The sequence below is a fragment of the Desulfomicrobium macestii genome, from assembly GCF_014873765.1.
In the GTDB taxonomy this organism is placed as follows: Bacteria; Desulfobacterota; Desulfovibrionia; order Desulfovibrionales; family Desulfomicrobiaceae; genus Desulfomicrobium; species Desulfomicrobium macestii.
Genome location: NZ_JADBGG010000018.1, coordinates 1 through 16,729, shown reverse-complemented (window position 1 = coordinate 16,729; position 16,729 = coordinate 1). Strand labels below are relative to the sequence as shown.

15 protein-coding genes are annotated in these 16,729 nt (G+C 59.0%); 8 read left to right on the top strand and 7 right to left on the bottom strand.

Features of this window, described 5'->3' with window-relative positions:
* Positions 1-11: 11 nt before the first annotated feature.
* The 4 genes from H4684_RS12155 to H4684_RS12140 are packed head-to-tail and all read right to left on the bottom strand — an operon-like array spanning position 12 to position 4,637.
* Positions 12-1,136 carry a DUF3426 domain-containing protein gene (locus tag H4684_RS12155; protein ID WP_192623945.1) on the bottom strand — a complete coding sequence of 375 codons (1,125 nt, stop codon included), beginning with the start codon at positions 1,134-1,136 and terminating at the stop codon, positions 12-14.
* Between the two features lie 38 nt (positions 1,137-1,174).
* Positions 1,175-1,699: a hypoxanthine phosphoribosyltransferase gene (gene hpt, locus H4684_RS12150; RefSeq protein ID WP_192623944.1), complete on the bottom strand. Its 525-nt coding sequence runs from the start codon at positions 1,697-1,699 to the stop codon at positions 1,175-1,177.
* 30 nt (positions 1,700-1,729) lie between these two features.
* Positions 1,730-2,197 carry an N-acetyltransferase gene (locus tag H4684_RS12145; protein ID WP_092190939.1) on the bottom strand — a complete coding sequence of 156 codons (468 nt, stop codon included), beginning with the start codon at positions 2,195-2,197 and terminating at the stop codon, positions 1,730-1,732.
* A gap of 28 nt (positions 2,198-2,225) precedes the next feature.
* Positions 2,226-4,637, bottom strand: coding sequence for a homocysteine S-methyltransferase family protein (locus H4684_RS12140; protein WP_192623943.1), 2,412 nt, complete (start codon positions 4,635-4,637; stop codon positions 2,226-2,228).
* 179 nt (positions 4,638-4,816) lie between these two features.
* On the opposite strand from H4684_RS12140, the gene H4684_RS12135 reads away from it, so the two are divergent.
* The 8 genes from H4684_RS12135 to glpX are packed head-to-tail and all read left to right on the top strand — an operon-like array spanning position 4,817 to position 12,893.
* Positions 4,817-5,887: a sigma-70 family RNA polymerase sigma factor gene (locus H4684_RS12135; RefSeq protein WP_192623942.1), complete on the top strand. Its 1,071-nt coding sequence runs from the start codon at positions 4,817-4,819 to the stop codon at positions 5,885-5,887.
* Entirely contained in the window at positions 5,877-6,650 is a 774-nt protein-coding gene (locus tag H4684_RS12130) for an HD domain-containing protein (protein ID WP_092190935.1), read from the top strand. The genes H4684_RS12135 and H4684_RS12130 overlap by 11 nt, the downstream gene beginning before the upstream one ends.
* A complete protein-coding gene (locus H4684_RS12125) occupies positions 6,647-8,344 on the top strand; it encodes a tetratricopeptide repeat protein (protein ID WP_192623941.1) in 1,698 nt (565 codons plus the stop codon). The genes H4684_RS12130 and H4684_RS12125 overlap by 4 nt, the downstream gene beginning before the upstream one ends.
* Positions 8,341-9,111, top strand: coding sequence for a hypothetical protein (locus tag H4684_RS12120; RefSeq protein WP_092190930.1), 771 nt, complete (start codon positions 8,341-8,343; stop codon positions 9,109-9,111). Before H4684_RS12125 ends, H4684_RS12120 begins: the two co-directional genes overlap by 4 nt.
* 20 nt (positions 9,112-9,131) lie before the next feature.
* Positions 9,132-9,458 carry a hypothetical protein gene (locus tag H4684_RS12115; protein WP_092190928.1) on the top strand — a complete coding sequence of 109 codons (327 nt, stop codon included), beginning with the start codon at positions 9,132-9,134 and terminating at the stop codon, positions 9,456-9,458.
* Positions 9,459-9,908 carry a ribose 5-phosphate isomerase B gene (gene rpiB / locus H4684_RS12110; protein WP_092190926.1) on the top strand — a complete coding sequence of 150 codons (450 nt, stop codon included), beginning with the start codon at positions 9,459-9,461 and terminating at the stop codon, positions 9,906-9,908.
* A 29-nt stretch (positions 9,909-9,937) separates the two neighbouring features.
* Positions 9,938-11,911 (top strand): transketolase, encoded by a 1,974-nt coding sequence (gene tkt, locus H4684_RS12105; protein ID WP_192623940.1) that lies wholly within the window; start codon positions 9,938-9,940, stop codon positions 11,909-11,911.
* Position 11,912: 1 nt separating this feature from the next.
* A complete protein-coding gene (gene glpX / locus H4684_RS12100) occupies positions 11,913-12,893 on the top strand; it encodes a class II fructose-bisphosphatase (protein WP_192623939.1) in 981 nt (326 codons plus the stop codon).
* A gap of 624 nt (positions 12,894-13,517) precedes the next feature.
* Here the strand turns inward: glpX and H4684_RS12095 are convergent.
* The 3 genes from H4684_RS12095 to H4684_RS12085 all read right to left on the bottom strand — a co-directional run bounded on the left by H4684_RS12095 (position 13,518) and on the right by H4684_RS12085 (position 16,346).
* On the bottom strand, positions 13,518-14,048 hold the full coding sequence (locus H4684_RS12095) for a DUF6691 family protein (protein ID WP_192623938.1): 531 nt from the start codon (positions 14,046-14,048) through the stop codon (positions 13,518-13,520).
* Positions 14,045-14,584 (bottom strand): YeeE/YedE thiosulfate transporter family protein, encoded by a 540-nt coding sequence (locus H4684_RS12090; RefSeq protein ID WP_225940403.1) that lies wholly within the window; start codon positions 14,582-14,584, stop codon positions 14,045-14,047. Before H4684_RS12090 ends, H4684_RS12095 begins: the two co-directional genes overlap by 4 nt.
* Before the next feature lie 373 nt (positions 14,585-14,957).
* Positions 14,958-16,346 carry a TolC family outer membrane protein gene (locus tag H4684_RS12085; protein WP_225940402.1) on the bottom strand — a complete coding sequence of 463 codons (1,389 nt, stop codon included), beginning with the start codon at positions 16,344-16,346 and terminating at the stop codon, positions 14,958-14,960.
* Positions 16,347-16,729 lie beyond the last annotated feature (383 nt).

Sequence of the window (16,729 nt, the reverse complement as noted above, 5' to 3'; positions counted from 1 at the left end):
CAAAAGTTGTGCTATTGCTGCGGGACGCTGGATTGAATCACTTCCAGCCCGAATTCCTCGACAGAGTCCGGGGTCTGGAAAAACACGGCCATGAACGGCACGGACGCGCCGGGCTGGATATTGGTGTTGTTGGTCAGAATGCCGACCTTGGCGGTAAGGGCCGTCTCGATGTCCGCCCGGGTCGAAACCTGAAGCTGGTACAGGGAAACGACATTGCCGCACATGAATTCCTGGGTGGCGACCTCGGATCCCTGTCTGTCGAAGAGGGAGGCCTTGATGCGAATGAGCTCACGCGCCTCGGGAAAACGATTCACGGCCTTGCCTTCAATGATGAAAAGCTGGCCTTCCTTTTCGTTGGGGACAAAGTACTGGCGCACGTTCTCCAAGGCGATCTGGGCCGCACCTTCACGCGCGACGGTTTCCTGGGTCGCGGGAGCGTCCGGAACCGAGGGCGCAAGCCCGAGCAGGCCCGGCTGGAAGAAATAGACTCCGCCCAGGCCGCAGGCCAGAAGCAGGACAACAAGGCCGATGATCAGGCCTGCGGCCCCGGATTTTCGGGACTTGCGGGCAGAACTGTCGGCGGATCGCAAATCGTGATCGAGCTGATCGGTCAAAGGCTGCTGAAAGGCGCCCTGAAGATCGGCCAGCATTTCCTGATCCGCCGAGGACTTCGATCCGGCCTTGGTGCTTTTTTCTTCCAGCATGGCCGTCAGGTCGTCTTCAAAGGACTCGTTTGCGGCGGATTTCGGCGCGGGCCGAGACTTTTTCCCATCCAGCATGGCCGCCAGATCATCTTCAAAAGCGTCGGCATCGGCAGACTTCCTGGGGGCGGCCGCAGGCTTCACATCCTCGAACATGGCCGCGAACTCTTCCTCGAAGGAATCCTTTGAGGCCGGGGGAGCACCTTTTTTATCCTCGAAAGCCGACGCCAGATCGTCATCAAAAGAATCGTCCTCGAATGCGCCGGCCGCGGAGGCTGGTTCGGGAACCTCCGGCGTCACGACATCCTCGGAGATGGGGCGGAACACGGTGAACACGTTCTTGCAACGCGTACAACGGACCTTGCTGCCGTCGTGTCCGATCTTGCTTTCATCCAGATTGTATTTGGTGGTGCACTCAGGGCATTGAACGAGCATGGCCTTTCCTTGAAAAAGTTCAGTCTGGAGGCAGGGGTCTATGCTTCCGAGAATTTGAGATCGTATATACCGTCAAGTTCTCTGTATTGCTCGGCGTAGTCAAGTCCATAGCCGACGATGTATCCCTTATCCAGTGGGAAACCCACAAAATCCACATTCACATCAACCTCGCGGCGCTCTCTCTTGTCGATCATGGCCGCGATCTTGATGGATTTGGGACCACGCGCCTCGAGAACCTTGGTCAGAAAGCCCATGGAATGGCCCGTATCGACGATATCCTCGACCACGAGCACATGCTTGTCCCTGATATCGATTTCCTTGTCCTTGGAGAAAACCATCTTCGATTTGCGTGAAGTCTGATCCGCATAACTGGAAAGACGAACAAAATCCATGCTTGGATGGATGCTCAAATTACGCATCAGATCAGTAAAAAATGCGTAGGCGCCTTTAAGCACGCATACGCAAACCAAGGGCTCGTCGCCATAATGGCTGGATATTTCCCGACCCAATTCCTGGGCCCGTGCTTCAATTTGCGAACGGTCGAAAAGCTGTACAAATTTCATGAATTCTCCCGGAGAACCGATATGTCAAACTTACAATTCAATCATCATGGCCACTTCGTCACATTCGGGAAACTGGGGGCATTTGAGACAATCGGCCCACACCTTCTGCGGCAGGATGTCCTTGCTCACTTCCGAAAAACCCAGTTTCTGAAAAAAGGGGACCTGATAGGTCAAGGCGAATACCTTGTAAACACCAAAGGTCACGGCGTCGCTGACGCAAAACTCCACCAGCCTGCGCCCCAGGCCCTGGCCCTGGGCGCTCTCGGCAACCACCAGCGACCGGACTTCGGCCAAGGCTTCCCAGGTGATGGTCAAGGCGCAGCAGCCGACCACGGTTCCGGACTTTTCATCCTCGGCCACGATGAAATCCCTCAGGTGGGAATAGAGTTCACCGAAGGATCGGGGCAGAAGCAACCGTTTGGTGGCGCAATCCATGAGTAGCCGGTGAATGGCTTTGACATCGGCGATTGTCGCCTTTCTGAGTATATATTTTTCCATGCTTGCTCCCGCGTGATTCCTTGAAAGATCAGGCCGACCGGACCTCGGCGCACAACCGGGTGGCCACGCGCACCGCCGCCACCGCGTCGTCGGCATAGCCGTCGGCGCCGATCAGGTCCGCATAGGACTGGCTGACCACCGCGCCACCGACCATGACCCGGCAGGGAAGGCCCTGCTCGCGGACCAGGCGCACGGTATCCTCCATGCGGACCATGGTCGTGGTCATGAGCGCGGACAGGCCGATGACCGAGGCCTTGTGGGCCACTGCCGCCGCGACGATGTCCACGGCCGCAACATCCTTGCCCAGATCGACGACATTGTAGCCGAAATTCCTGAGCATCAGGCAGACGATATTCTTGCCGATGTCGTGAATGTCGCCCTCCACCGTGGCCATGACAATGGTGGCCTTGACCTCCTGCCCCTCGCGCACGAGCAGATGCTTGATGGACTCGAAGCCGATCTGCATGGTTTCGGCGCAGAGCAGGAGTTGCGGCAGAAAATACTCTTTCTTCTCGTACTTTTCCCCCACCTTGGCAATGGCCGGAATCATCTCTCCGTCGACAAGGACAAACGGATCCTCGCCCGCCGCGATGCGCTCGCGCAGCATCTCGACGATGCGATCCTTCTGGCCCTTGATCACCGCCAGCGCGACAGGGCTGCCTTCCTCTTCGGCCGGTCCGGAAACGGCCGCGGCCACCGGATTTCCAGGATTCCATCCGGCATAGGAGGCGATGAAGCCCGCAGCCTGGCGGTCCCGGCCAAGGAGCACCTCCGCCGCCGCCAGATTCTCGCGCAGGCGCACGGCGTTGGGGTTGGCGATGAACGAGGTCATGCCGACGCCCATGGCCATGGCCAGGAAGGTCGAGTTGATCAGATCCCGCGCAGGCAGGCCAAATGAGATGTTGGACAGGCCCATGGTCGAACCCAGGCCCCAGCGCTCACGGCAGTGCCGGATGACATCGAGGCAGGCCTTGGCCGCCTCGGGCTTGGAGGATACGGTCAGGGCCAGGGCATCGACCAGGATGAGGCGCCTCGGGATGCGCAGGCTTTCGGCCTTGATCAATAGTTCCTCAATGATGGCCAGCCTCTCGGCCGCCGTGACGGGCAGCTTGCGGCCTTTGAGCGGCAGCAGGATGAACGGCGCGCCGTAGTCGCGACAGAGCGGGCCAAGGATATCCATCCGCTCTTCCTCGCCGCTGATGGAATTGACCAGCGCCGAACCCGGATAGGCCTCAAGGCCCGCCCGGATCGCCGATATGTCGCTGGAGTCCAGGCACAGGGGGATGGAGTGGGCGCTGGTCAGGGTGCGCACGGCCAAAGGCAGCATGCGCGCCTCCTCGACCATGGGTGCGCCCACGTTGACGTCCAGAAGATCGGCTCCGCGCTCGACCTGCTCCTCGGCGTAGACCATGAGGCGACGGGTCTCAAGGCGTTGCAGCTCGGCCGCGAGCTCGGCCTTGCCCGTGGGGTTGATCCGCTCTCCGATGATGCGGCAGGGACGATCAAACCCGAACTCCACCGCCCGGGAACGGGAGGTGACGATCAGGCAGGGAGGATCGGAAATCTCGGGACGCGACACGCTCTTGCCGGTGCAAAGCGCGTTCAGGGCCTGGATGTGCTCAGGCGTGGTGCCGCAACACCCGCCGAGGCAGGAAACGCCCACTTCCACAAGGGTCGAGACCGTGGCCGCGAAAGGATCCGGGGGCAGGCGAAAAACCGTGGCCCCATCCACCAGTTCGGGCAGGCCCGCGTTGGGCTCGATGAGCACCGGAGTCCGGCTTACGCGCAGCATGGCCCTGGCGACCTCGATCAGCTGCTCTGGTCCGGCGCTGCAATTGGAGGCGATGAGGTCCACGCCCATGTTTTCCATGGTCTGGGCAAAGATTTCCGGGGTGGTTCCGGTCAGGCTGACTCCGCCCTCGAAGGTCATGCTGATGCCCACGGGCAGATCGCAGACTTCGCGCGCGGCCACGACCACCGCCCTGGCCTCGGCCAGATCGAAATGGGTCTCGCCCAGGATCAGGTCCGCGCCGCCTGCCGCCAGGCCACGAATCTGCTCCTTGAAGACGTCCACCAGCCCGCGAAAGGAGATGTCGCCCAAGGGCTCGATCATCTTGCCCGTGGGCCCGACGCTGCCGGCCACGAAAACCGCGTCACCCACGGCTTGACGCGCGGCGCGGGTCATGGTCTCATTGACTTCGAACACGTCCAGGCCGTGTGGAAGCTTGTAGCGGGTCGCTCCAAACGTGTTGGTGGTGACCACATGCGCCCCGGAACGGGCATATTCGGCATGGATCGCCGCGACAACATCCGGTCGCGCCATACCGAATTCCTCGGGGGACTGTCCGGCCTGAAGGCCGCGACGCTGGAGCAGGCTACCCATGCCCCCGTCAAAAATAAGAACGTTTCCGCCCTTGAGTGCCTGGCGAAAATCGCGCATTTCAACACCTCACGTAGTTCAAAAATTCACACTCCGGTGAACGAAGGGCCCTACTGAAAATCATTGAAAAGGACAAACAAAAACTCTATGATGGAAAACTCCGAAATAACGGATAGCTTCTCCAGAGAGCTTCTCGCGGAACAGCCCCGGGCACATTTTTTTCACCATTGCAGCACGTGATGCCCAAGAACCACCTCCATTCACGCACCATCATGAATCCCAATAAAAGACCCGAAGACAATGCTCTGGATGAAGAGCTCGAAACACCCTTGTCAGAGGATACCGAAGAATTCGACGACGATGATATCGACGATTCCGACAAGATCGACACTGTCGATATCGACGAAATCGCCCCGCTGGTCCTGGCCACCGTACCCAAACGGGAAGTCGCGACCCTGGACCCGCTGCACATCTACCTTCAGGAAATAAAGAAGTTCAAACCGCTGGAACAGGACGAAGAATTCGACCTGGCCCGGCGCTACCGGGATGAAAAGGAAGAGCAGGCGGCCTTTATCCTCATCACCTCCAATCTGCGGCTGGTGGTCAAGATAGCCATGGACTTCCAGCGGCGATGGATGAAGAATGTGCTCGACCTGATCCAGGAAGGCAACGTGGGCCTCATGAAGGCGGTCCAGAAATTCGACCCGGACAAGGGCATCAAATTTTCCTATTATGCCTCGTTCTGGATCAAGGCCTACATCCTGAAATTCATCATGGACAACTGGCGCATGGTCAAGATCGGGACCACCCAGGCCCAGCGCAAACTCTTCTACAACCTGGGCAAGGAGCGCCAGCGCCTGCAGGCCCAGGGTTTTGACCCGAGCACATCGACCCTCTCCAAGAATCTGCAGGTCTCCGAAGCCGACATCGTGGAGATGGGACAGCGCCTGGGTCAGCACGACGTGTCCCTGGACATGAAGATCGGGGACGATTCGAGCTTCACGCCCATGGACTTCATACCGGCCCTTGAAGCCGGAATCGAGGAGCAGATGGCCGCCGACGAGATCAGTGTGCTCATCCATGACAATATTGATGCCATACGGGACGGCCTGAACGAAAAGGAACTCGACATCCTTGAGCAGCGTCTTCTGGCCGATTCGCCCATCACCCTGCGTGAAATCGGCGACAAGTACGGGATCACCCGCGAGCGGGTACGTCAGATCGAAGCCCGCCTGCTGCAAAAGATAAAGGCCCAGATGTCGAGCACCATCCAAGATTTCTCCGCAGAATGGATTGAACATGAAGAATGAAACTCTCCTTCGCATCAAACAGGAAAGTGCAGCCGTCACCCCTGACGCCCTGCCCAGCTTTTATACGGCCATGAGCGCGGAGCTCGCCTCCGCCCGGGACACCTTCTTTTCGCACCCCATGGTCCTGCGGTGCCGCGAGGACGTGCTGCCCTTTCTGAACGACGAATTCGGACACGGCATCGACCATTCGAAAAAAGTCGCCATCGAATGCAGCGCGCTGATCCTTGGCGAGGCAGAGGCGCTGGGGCTGGAGCAGGCGCGGCGGCTGAGTCTTCTGGCCATGCTCGCGGGCCTGTTGCATGACACCTGCCGCCTCGAAGGCGATCACGCCACGCGCGGCGCCGACCTTGCGCTGCTGATCCTCCGGGACTATCCCCTCACGGACGAGGAAAAGCAGATGATCGCCGACGCGGTGCGCTGCCACGAAGCCTTCTCGCCTCCGGCCGAATTTGCCCACCACGGGACGCAGGTCCTGGCCGACGCGCTCTATGACGCAGACAAATTTCGATGGGGACCCGACAATTTCATCACCACCCTGTGGGAAATATGCAATTATCAGGAGTGGACCCTCGAACAGATTCTGGATAAATTTCCTGCCGGGCTTGAGGTCGTGGCTTCCATCCAGAACACGTTCCGCACTTCCGCCGGAAAAATTTACGGTCCGGAATTCATAGAGTTGGGCCTCGACATGGGAAAAAAAATTTACCAAATAATCCAGGCATTTTGTAGAAAAAATGACTGCTCCGGACACATCACTGCATGATCAGAAAGCTTGTCCAACGGCTCCTTCTTCCCGCCGCCCTAGCGGCTTCCCTGGGGTGCACCCATCAGGCGGCATCGACGCCTTTGCCCATGCCGCCCACGCCAGTGCCGGCCTCTGCCGAAGCCGAGGCCATCTATTCCTATCTGGCCTACCGAGAACTGCTACAGGAAGACAAAAAAGACCAGGCAGCCCAGGCGCTTGAGCAGGCCATCGCCCTCGCACCCACGCCGGAGCTCTACCTTGAACTGGGCAACCTGCACTGGCGCGCCTCCAAGTTTGCCGATGCCCTGGTTGTCCTCAATCAGGGTCTGGCCAGATACCCTGATTTTGAAGCGCTGGTCAGCACCCTGGCCAAGACCTATGCGGCCCAGGGGCGTTTTGACGACGCAGTGCTCGTTCTGGACGACTACCGCGAGAAGCACCCCGAGCAGATCGATCTGGCCCATGAAGCCGCGCTCTATCGTCTTGAGCAGGGAGAGTTCGGCGAAGCCGTGGACAGGCTGAACGCCATCCCCCAAAAAGACGCCAACGCGACAACGAAATTTCTCCTTGGAAAGGGCTTTTTCGGCCTCGAACTCTATGACAAGGCCATCACCGCCTACCAGCAGGCCGTAGCCGCGGACCCTGAGTATTACAATGCGTGGATAGAGCTCGGCCTGACCTACGAGGTCCAGAAAAACTATATCGACGCGGAACGCGTCTTCGCCAAACTCGTGGATTCGGGAATCGGGAACCAGCAGATTCTCTTTCGCCTGATCGAACTCAACCTGAAGCTCAACAATCCCGATCAGGCTCTTGCCTATGTACAACAGGGCGCTGATGACCAGTCGCTGGTCCTGGAAGCGGCCAATCTGCTGCTCAACCAGGATTTCTTCGACCACGCGGCGGAGCTTCTGGACCCCATGGCCCGGGAAAATCCGATCCCCAGCGACGCGCTTTTTTTCCTGGCCGTGCTCGAATACGAAGGCCGCGACAATGCGGACAAGGCCATGGCCTATCTGGAAGCCATACCCACAAGCCATCAGCACTATGAGCGCAGCCTGATATTCCGCATTCATCTTCTCTACCAGAAAAACCAGAGGGAAACGGCCAGGGAGCTGTGCCTGTCGGCCATGACGCTTTTTCCCAGACAGCCGGAATTTCGCATCATCATGGCGGAGATGCACGAGTTTGAAAAAGAGTACCAGCAGGCGCTGGACGTACTGCTTAAGGCCACGGCCCTCTGGCCGGAGAACACGACCATCCTCTACCGCCTGGGCCTGATCTACGATCGCATGGAACACCGGGACCAGGCCATGATCATGATGGAAAAGGTCATCTCCAAGGATCCCGAACACGCGGACGCGCTCAACTACCTCGGCTACACCCTGGCGGAACAGGGCCTCGATCTGGAAAGGGCGCAACTGCTGATCGAAAGCGCCCTCAAGGTCAAACCGGACAACGGCTACTTTGTCGACTCCCTGGCCTGGGTCTACTTCAAGCAGGGCAAGAACACGCTTGCCTGGCAGGAAATAAGGCGCGCCGTCCAGCTCGTGGATTCGGACCCGGTCATCTGGGAGCACTACGGAGACATCGCCCGCGCCATGGGTCTCATCTCCCAGGCCCGCGAAGGCTATGCAAACTCGCTGGATCTTGAAGGCGAAAATGCCGAGACAGTGCGAACCAAACTCAATTCCCTGGGCCGGACGCGATGAGAGCTTTTGCTCTGTTCATCCTGCTTGCCGTCCTTGGGGGATGCGCCCCGCAAATACCGATCCGGGACCCGGAAGCGGTTTCGCGCATATGGTCCACCCTGCATCCCAGATCCTCGGCCGCGGACCGCATCACGGCCCGCTTTTCCATGCACGTGGCGACCAGCGAGCGCACGGGGCGCCTGGTGGGGCAGCTTTGGGGCTATCCTGCTTCCGTCATCCGCATGGATCTGTCCTCGGGCACCGGTGCATCGGTGGCCATGATTCGTGAAACCCCGGACCTCTGGACCGCCTTCATCCCGTCGGAAAACAAGGCCTACCACCACGCCCAGGCCCGGGCCGGGTTGGCCCTTTTCCAGATTCCCGTGCCGTTCGACGCCAGACAGATCGGCAGCCTGCTCGGCGGAGATCTCGGGCCGGTCCTGCCGCCGGAATACACCTCTGTAGAGGGTACCCGGGAAGGCCGCATCCGTTTCAATTTTTCCTCGGGCGACGTAGCCTACATGGAAACCCCGGAAAACATGGAAATGCTGATCCTTGGCGGCAGGCAGGGCTGGACGCTGACCTGCGAAGGGGCCTACTCGGCACCGGCATTTCCCGACCATGTCCTCTATGACAAACACACTTTTTCATCCCCCAGGGATGGCAAGGCCGTGCTCAGGGTCAAATCCCTTGACGCCGGCGGAGAATGGCAAAACCGCGACCTGGACTTAAGTCTACCCCAGGACGTGCAATGGATGCGCATCACATCCACGCCTCGGAACAACTAAAACTTCATTGGAGGGAGTGAATGCTCAAGGACACGTTAAAACCCGTCACCAACGGATTCAAGCTCCTTGCCAGCGAGGGCAAGTGGGTATTCATCAAGGGCTTTCGGCGCTGGGAAATCCGGCAGATGGAAAAACGTCTGGCCGAAGAATTCCAGAACCTTGGCCGCAGCTATGCCGCAAGCCGGAACAAGGGCGAATCCTTCGACCCCAAGGCCAGCGACAACGACCTGACCCTGAAGCAGATCAGCTTCCTGCAGGAAGAAATCGCCCATCTGGAGCAGGAACTGGCCTCCACCCGGGCAGAATACATCAAGAACCGCGCGGAAAAACGCGGCGCCGAGGTCTAGATGCGCACCATCGTCTTCGGCTCCGACCACGCGGGTTTCGGCCTCAAGAACATTCTCATGGAGCACCTCGCGGGGCGCTTCAAAACCATCGATGTCGGCACGCACTCTCTTGAGAGCTGCGACTACCCCAATATCGCGGGCAAATTGGCTGAAGAGGTGCTGAATCTTGAAGCCACGGGCATACTCATCTGCGGCTCCGGGATCGGCGTGTCCATCACCGCCAACCGCTTCGAGGGCATCCGTGCCGCCCTGTGCGCCAACGAATACATGGCCCGCATGAGCCGTATGCACAACGACGCCAATGTGCTGTGCATGGGCGAACGCATCATCGGAGTCGATCTGGCCAAGGCCATCGCCGACGCTTTCCTGGACACCGAGTTCGAGGGCGGGCGGCATCAGCGCCGTGTAGACCTGATCGACCGGCAGACTCCTGCACATAAACAATCATAACGCCTTTTCCGCACATCACGAGAATCATCATGACCACCAACGCTTCCCAGATAGATACCAAAGCCGTCAACGTCATCAAGGGCCTGATCATGGACACCGTCCGGGCCTCCAACTCCGGGCATCCCGGCGGAGCCATGTCCTCGGCCGACTTTGCCTATGTCCTGTTCAAGGAATTCCTCAACTTCGATCCCAAGGACGCCAAGTGGTTCAACCGCGACCGCTTCGTACTGTCCGCTGGTCATGAATCCGCCCTGCTTTACGCCATCCTGACCTTGCAGGGCAGTCTGAGCGTCGATGACCTCAAGGCATTCCGCCAGTTCGGCAGCAAGACCCCCGGACACCCCGAACACGACATGACCGACGGCGTCGAGGCCACCACCGGCCCACTCGGCCAGGGTTTTGCCATGGCCGGCGGCATGGCCGTGGCCGAGGCGTTCCTGCGCGACTATCTGGACGCCCAGAGCGCAGGGCACTTCACCTACGCGCTGGTTTCCGACGGCGACGTTCAGGAACCCATTTGCCTTGGCAGCGCCGCCCTCTTCGGCCATTGGGGACTGGGCAGGCTCATCGCCTACTATGACAGCAATAAGATCCAGCTGGCCGGTCCCACCTGCCGGGCGGACAAAATCGACCACAAGGCTCTTTTCGAGAGCATGCACTGGCAGGTCATCGAGATCGACGGCCACGACCACGAGCAGATCCGAAAAGCCATCCTTGAAGGCCAGGCCGAAACGGCAAAGCCGACCCTGATCCTCGGTCACACGACCATGGCCAAGGGCTGCGCCACTCTGGAAGGCAGCGAATCCACCCACGGCTCTCCGTTGCCCGAGGCGGAAATCACGGCCACCAAAGCCAAGCTCGGACTGCCCGACGAGAGTTTTTATCTCCCCGAAGACGTACTCTCGCACTTTCGCGCCCGCTTCGCCTCCCTGGGCGCGGCCCGCAATGACTGGGACAAGCTGATCACAGCCAGGCTTTCGGATGCTGACTTCGCGGCCAGATGGGAAAACGCGACCACTCCGGTCTGCCAGCGCAGCCTGAACTGGCCGGAATTCGAGTCCGGATCCAGCGTGGCCACACGCAAGGCCTTTGGCGCCTGCCTGGGGGCCATGATGGAGCAACTGCCCACGCTCATGGGCGGTTCGGCCGACCTTGATCCGTCCAACCAGACCGTCAAATTCCGCGAGTTTGCAGGGATTTTCAATGCCGCCAGCAACGCAAAGGGCCGCAACCTCTGCTTCGGCGTGCGCGAATTCCCCATGGGCGCGATCCTGAACGGCATGTCCCTGCACGGCGGCATCGTTCCCTTCGGTGCGACCTTCCTCGTCTTCTCGGATTATGAAAGAAACGCCATCCGCATGTCTGCGCTGCAGCATCTGCCGGTCCTGCACGTCTTCACCCACGATTCCTTTTTCGTCGGCGAGGACGGCCCGACCCATCAGCCCATCGAGCATGTCAGCTCCCTGCGTCTCATCCCGAACCTTCTGGTGCTGCGCCCCGCCGACGCCCGCGAAAGCGCGGCCTGCATGGCGGTGGCCCTGAAACAGAAATCACGGCCCTCCGTGCTGATCTTCACCCGCCAGGGCCTCCCCGTGCTCGACCTGCCGAACCCGCTGGAAGAACACGTGAGCAAGGGCGCATACGTTGTCCGCGACCCTGAAGATGCAGCTCCCCAGATGCTGATCCTGGCCTCCGGCTCGGAAGTGCACCTGGCACTGGAAGCCGCCGAGGCGTGCCCGGAGCTGAAAATCCGCGTCGTGTCCGTTCCGAGCATGGAACTTTTCGACGAACAGAGCGCACAGTACCGCGAATCCGTCATGCCCCGCTCCATCACCCGCCGCGTGGCCATCGAGGCCGGACGCTCGGACCTGTGGTACAAATACGTCGGCCTGGACGGAAAAGTGTGGGGAATCAACCACTTCGGAGCTTCAGCTCCGGCTGGCGTGCTGAAGGAAAAATACGGATTCACCACCGCCAACCTGATCAAGTTCATCAAGGAATAGCATGGAAGCCCCGCAACGAAATCTGGCCATGGACCTGGTCCGGGTCACTGAAGCCGCGGCTCTGGCCTCGGCCCGTTGGCTCGGCAAGGGCGCCAAGAACGAGGGCGACGGAGCTGCCGTGGACGCCATGCGGCTGTCCTTCAACACCCTGGATATCGATGGCCGCATCGTCATCGGCGAGGGAGAGAAGGACGAAGCTCCCATGCTCTACAACGGCGAGCACATCGGCACGGGCCGTGGCGCGGCCGTGGACGTGGCTGTCGATCCTGTCGAGGGCACCAATCTGCTGGCCTACGGACGGCCCAACGCCATTGCCGTGGTCGGACTGGCTCCAGCCGGAACCATGTTCAATCCGGGCCCGAGCTATTACATGAAGAAGCTTGTGGTTCCGGCTCCGGCCAAGGGCGTGGTCGACATGAACGCCCCCGTGGCCCACAATCTTGAGGCCACGGCCAGGGCCCTTGGCAAAAAGGTCGAGGATCTGGTCATCTTCGTTCTGGACAAACCCCGCCACAAAGACCTCATCGCCCAGATCCGCACCGCCGGGGCGCGCATCCAGCTGCACACCGACGGTGACGTGGCCGGGGCGCTCATGGCCGTCGATCCATCATCCAACGTGGACATGATGTTCGGCACCGGCGGCACTCCCGAAGGAGTTTTGGCGGCCTGCGCCATCAAGGCTCTTGGCGGAGAGATCCTGGCCCAATTCGATCCCCAGTCCGAATCCGAACGCAAGAACGTGCTCGAATTCGGACTGGACCTGAACCAGGTGCTGACCACGGACACGCTCATCCGCGACGACAACGTCTTCTTCGCGGCCACGGGCATTTCGGGCGGCACGTTCCTGGGCGGCGTTTCCTACACCGGCACGGGAGCTACCACGCACTCTCTGGTCCTGCGCGGGAAGACCGGCACCATCCGCCGCATCACCTCTACCCACCAGTGGGACAAACTGATGCGTTTTTCGTCCATCAAGTACTAGACTCGCACGCTCACAAAACATCAAGCGCCTCCAGCCGAAACCCGGCCGGAGGCGCTTTTTTCATTTCTGTACTTGCCGCAAAAAACTCTTCCAAACTCTCAGCAAAACACCCTCAAACCAATCCTTAAAATCAAAATCTTACCCCATCGCCGCCACAAGGCCCGGGGCCGTCATGGTCTTGGGGTCCGTCGGCTGTCTGACTGAACCAGGCATCGTTTGTTGAAACGTTGCCTGTGAGCGGCCTCGATTGTCCGTCCGGCACGCAACGATTCAACTCTACGAAGCCGGAGAAGGAGTTCCGGCGGGCCCCAAGGCCATGGCGGCACCGGGCCGCTTCCCGCAAAAAAACTCTTCCAAACTCTCAGCGAAACACCGTCAAACCAATCCTTAAAATCAAAATCGTACCCCATCGACGCCACAAAGCCCGGGGCTGTCATGGTCTTGGGGCCCGTCGGCTGTCTGACTGATCCAGGCATCGTTTGTTGAATCGTTGCCTGTGAGCGCCCTCGATTTCCGTCCGGCACGCAACGATTCAACTCTACGAGGCCGGAGAAGGAGTTCCGGCGGGCCGCAAGGCCATGACGGCACCGGGCCGCTTGCCGAAAAATATCGAATTGAAAACGCCTAGAGCCCCCGGCTCTCAAACCAGCGGAAAAGCCCCAGCACAACGCAGATAAACACGATAATCACGACCCAGGGCGAAACGCCCAGAGCCTCGGGCAGTCCAATCTTGCCGTAGTCGGCCCAAGACAGAACCGTGCGCTGAAAAAAGGGATACAGTTCCGCGTAGATTGCCGCGCCCGCCAACATGCCGGCAATGGCGAAGATGGCGTGCCAGCGTCCTTCTCCAAGCGCCCCCATGGAGGTGCCTGGGCAGTAGCCCATGACTGCCCAACCGGCACCGAACAAAGCTCCGCCGACAAGAACCGCGCCCACGTTCATGGACTTGTGGCCCAGGGTGATCATCCCTGCGCTGGACATCAGGGCAATGCCTACCATGCCGACAATGATGGCGGAGAGCATGAACTTGAGAATGGTCATGTCTTTAAGCAACATGGCCCCGACCTGTTTCTCGAAGCGCAATACCCGGCCCTTCTGCAACAAAAAACCAAAGAGGATGCCGGTCACCAATCCGAGGATTTGATCCGTGCTCATCGTGACCTCCTTCCGTAAATGAACCCCGCCACGATTATGCCCACGCCAAAAAACATGCCCAGAGCCACAAAAGCGCTGACGGAAAGCTGCATCATGCCGCTGAGACCATGACCACTCGGGCAGCCGCTGGCCATGCGCGCGCCCATCATGGCCACGATCCCGCCCAAGAAAGCCCAGACGGCGCGTTTTCCAACTGATGGCCCGAAATGTTTTTCCCAGGTTGGAGGAACGCTTTCGAGCTTGAAACTCTTGTCAGTGCATGAGGCGATGAACGCTCCGGCAAAGATACCGAGGACCAGCATGAACTGCCAGTCAATCTTCACCTTTTGTTTAACGAAATATTCGTTGGCCTGTACGTGCTCCGGAGCAATCTGCTGTTCAATCACACCCGCGCCGCGCACAAATGTGGTGGAAGCTCCCAGATAACTTGTTTTCCCGAGCCAGACCGTCGTGGCATAGGCTGACAAAATGGCCAGCACGCCAACCAGGGCACCGGCCAGATATGGATTCCATCCACCGGAATCCTTTTTCTTCATTTGCATGCACCATACCTCCTGTTTGATTCCCGACAAATTAACCCAACAGAACAAATTTAAGCAAGTACATCCTCCGTCACGTCGTAATCTGAAAATATGGAAAAGAGCTTGACCCGGCCAATGTTGACGGGACCGGCTTAGCTGCCGCGAATCATGCAGAGACGTCCGGCGGCAAGGCGCCAACCGGACGAATATGGACATATCCGGAACACGTGAAAAGTTGGGAGAACCCTAATGCCACTATAAGGTGATCCAACGGAACGATCTTCTTGCTCCAGCAAATAAATTTTCCCTGAACAGCCGTTATAAACGGCCATTCAGGGAAAATGAAGGGAGACAGGAACGGTGTATCCTTGACAACGCCCTTGGCCAGCTATTTGGCCTCGCCAAGGTCCTTGACCTTGAGATCCACGCCAAGGGCGCTCATGAGCTGGGAAACGGGCATGCAAAGTCGATAGTATGAAAAAGTATGCGCCGTCATGCCGTTCAGGTACACCTGCTGTGAACTGAACAGACTTTTCTGTGCAGAGACAAGATCGACAAGAGTGCGCTGCCCCATGCGAAACTGATCCGTGTAACTCGAAACCACCTGCGCATTTTCGTTCGTCAGGTTGCGCAGCACAGGCAGCAGCTTGCCCGTGGCCTTGTAGAAGCTGTACGCCGTGCGCACATCTTCCTCCACCTGACGCTCGACATCCAGGGCATCCTGCTCGGCGCGCAGCTTCTCATTTTTGGACTTGCGGATGGAAGCGGCGTCAGAACCGCCGCGGTAAAGATTGAGGTTCATTTCCAGCATGGCGGAGGCGTCGTGGTAGCTTGCCTCGTAACCACCCGTGTTGTCCGAACGGGCGGCGGAAACCTTGGCATGCAGCTTGGGCATATACGCACCTTTGGCCGACTTGATCTCCAGTTCCTTCTGCTGCACGGCCAGGCGGGCCGCCTTCAGGGCGCGGTTGCCGTCCCGGGCCATGCTGATGGCGATGGCCTCGCTCTGCGGGATGGCCAGCAACGGCGGCTCGGGCATGGATAAAACACCGGGCTTGTCACCGAAAAATCGGGCATAGCCCGCCTCGGCGTCGTCCAGGGCCTGGTTGGCCTGGATCAGCCGTGAACGCGCCTCCTGCAGCGCCGCTTCGGCCTGGGTCACGTCAGCCTGCGTGCCGCCACCGCTCCCGAGGCGGATGCGTGTCAGGTCAAGCAGCTTCTCGTGCTCCTCGATGTTGCGCACGCAAAGCTCCACCAGCCCCCGGGCCCGGATCACATCCAAAAAATACTGCGTGGCGCTGAGACCGACATCCTCGGCCGTGTTGAAGAGCTCCTCCTTCTTGGACTCGGAGTACAGCTTGTCGGCCTCAACCCTGGACCGCGTCAGGCCGCCGTCGAAGAGCAGCTGGGACAGGACCAGACGCTGCTCGTCGGACCATTCCTCGCCCTGACCGTCAGCCTCCCTGGCGATGGTCGTGTCGTTGCGTCGCAGGCCATAACCGCCCCTGGCCATGAAATCCAGCTGCGGCAGAAGCGCGCCGTAGGACTCGCGGTATGCATCGTGCGAAATTGAATACGCGTGCTTCTGACTCAAAAACTTGGGATTGGAATCCATGGCGGACTGGATGGAAGCCTTCAGGGAATCGCCGCCCTGGGACACGTTCATCAGCACCGACTCCACCCCCGGGGCGCCCAAGGGCTCGATCCCGGTGCTTCTCTCCTGGACCACGAGTAGTTGAGCCGGGGACAGCGCCGGAATCAAAAACACGACAACCATCACCCAAAACATCCCGTGGTATACAAAACGCCTGTCTTTCATCTTGCCGTTCCTCCTTGGTGCAATCCCGGTTCGGGTCATCCGATTATCCTGTGTTTGATAGTATGAATCAAAGATTCAGCATGACTTCTTACTGCGCATCCATAACGCTCTGAATTCATATTAAAATATATATTCATAAATTAAACATACATATCTGAATAAGTAGCTGAACAAAAATCTACAAAAATATACTAATAACAGCATTTGTTGCAAAACTATGAGCCACCTTTCATCGCAAGGAGAAATTGTAGCCTTCCCCTAAAACCGAGCCATTGATAAATAGAGATTTCTGGTAAAGATTGCCTCACGGAGGGCAAGATGAAGAAGTCTCGATTTTCGGA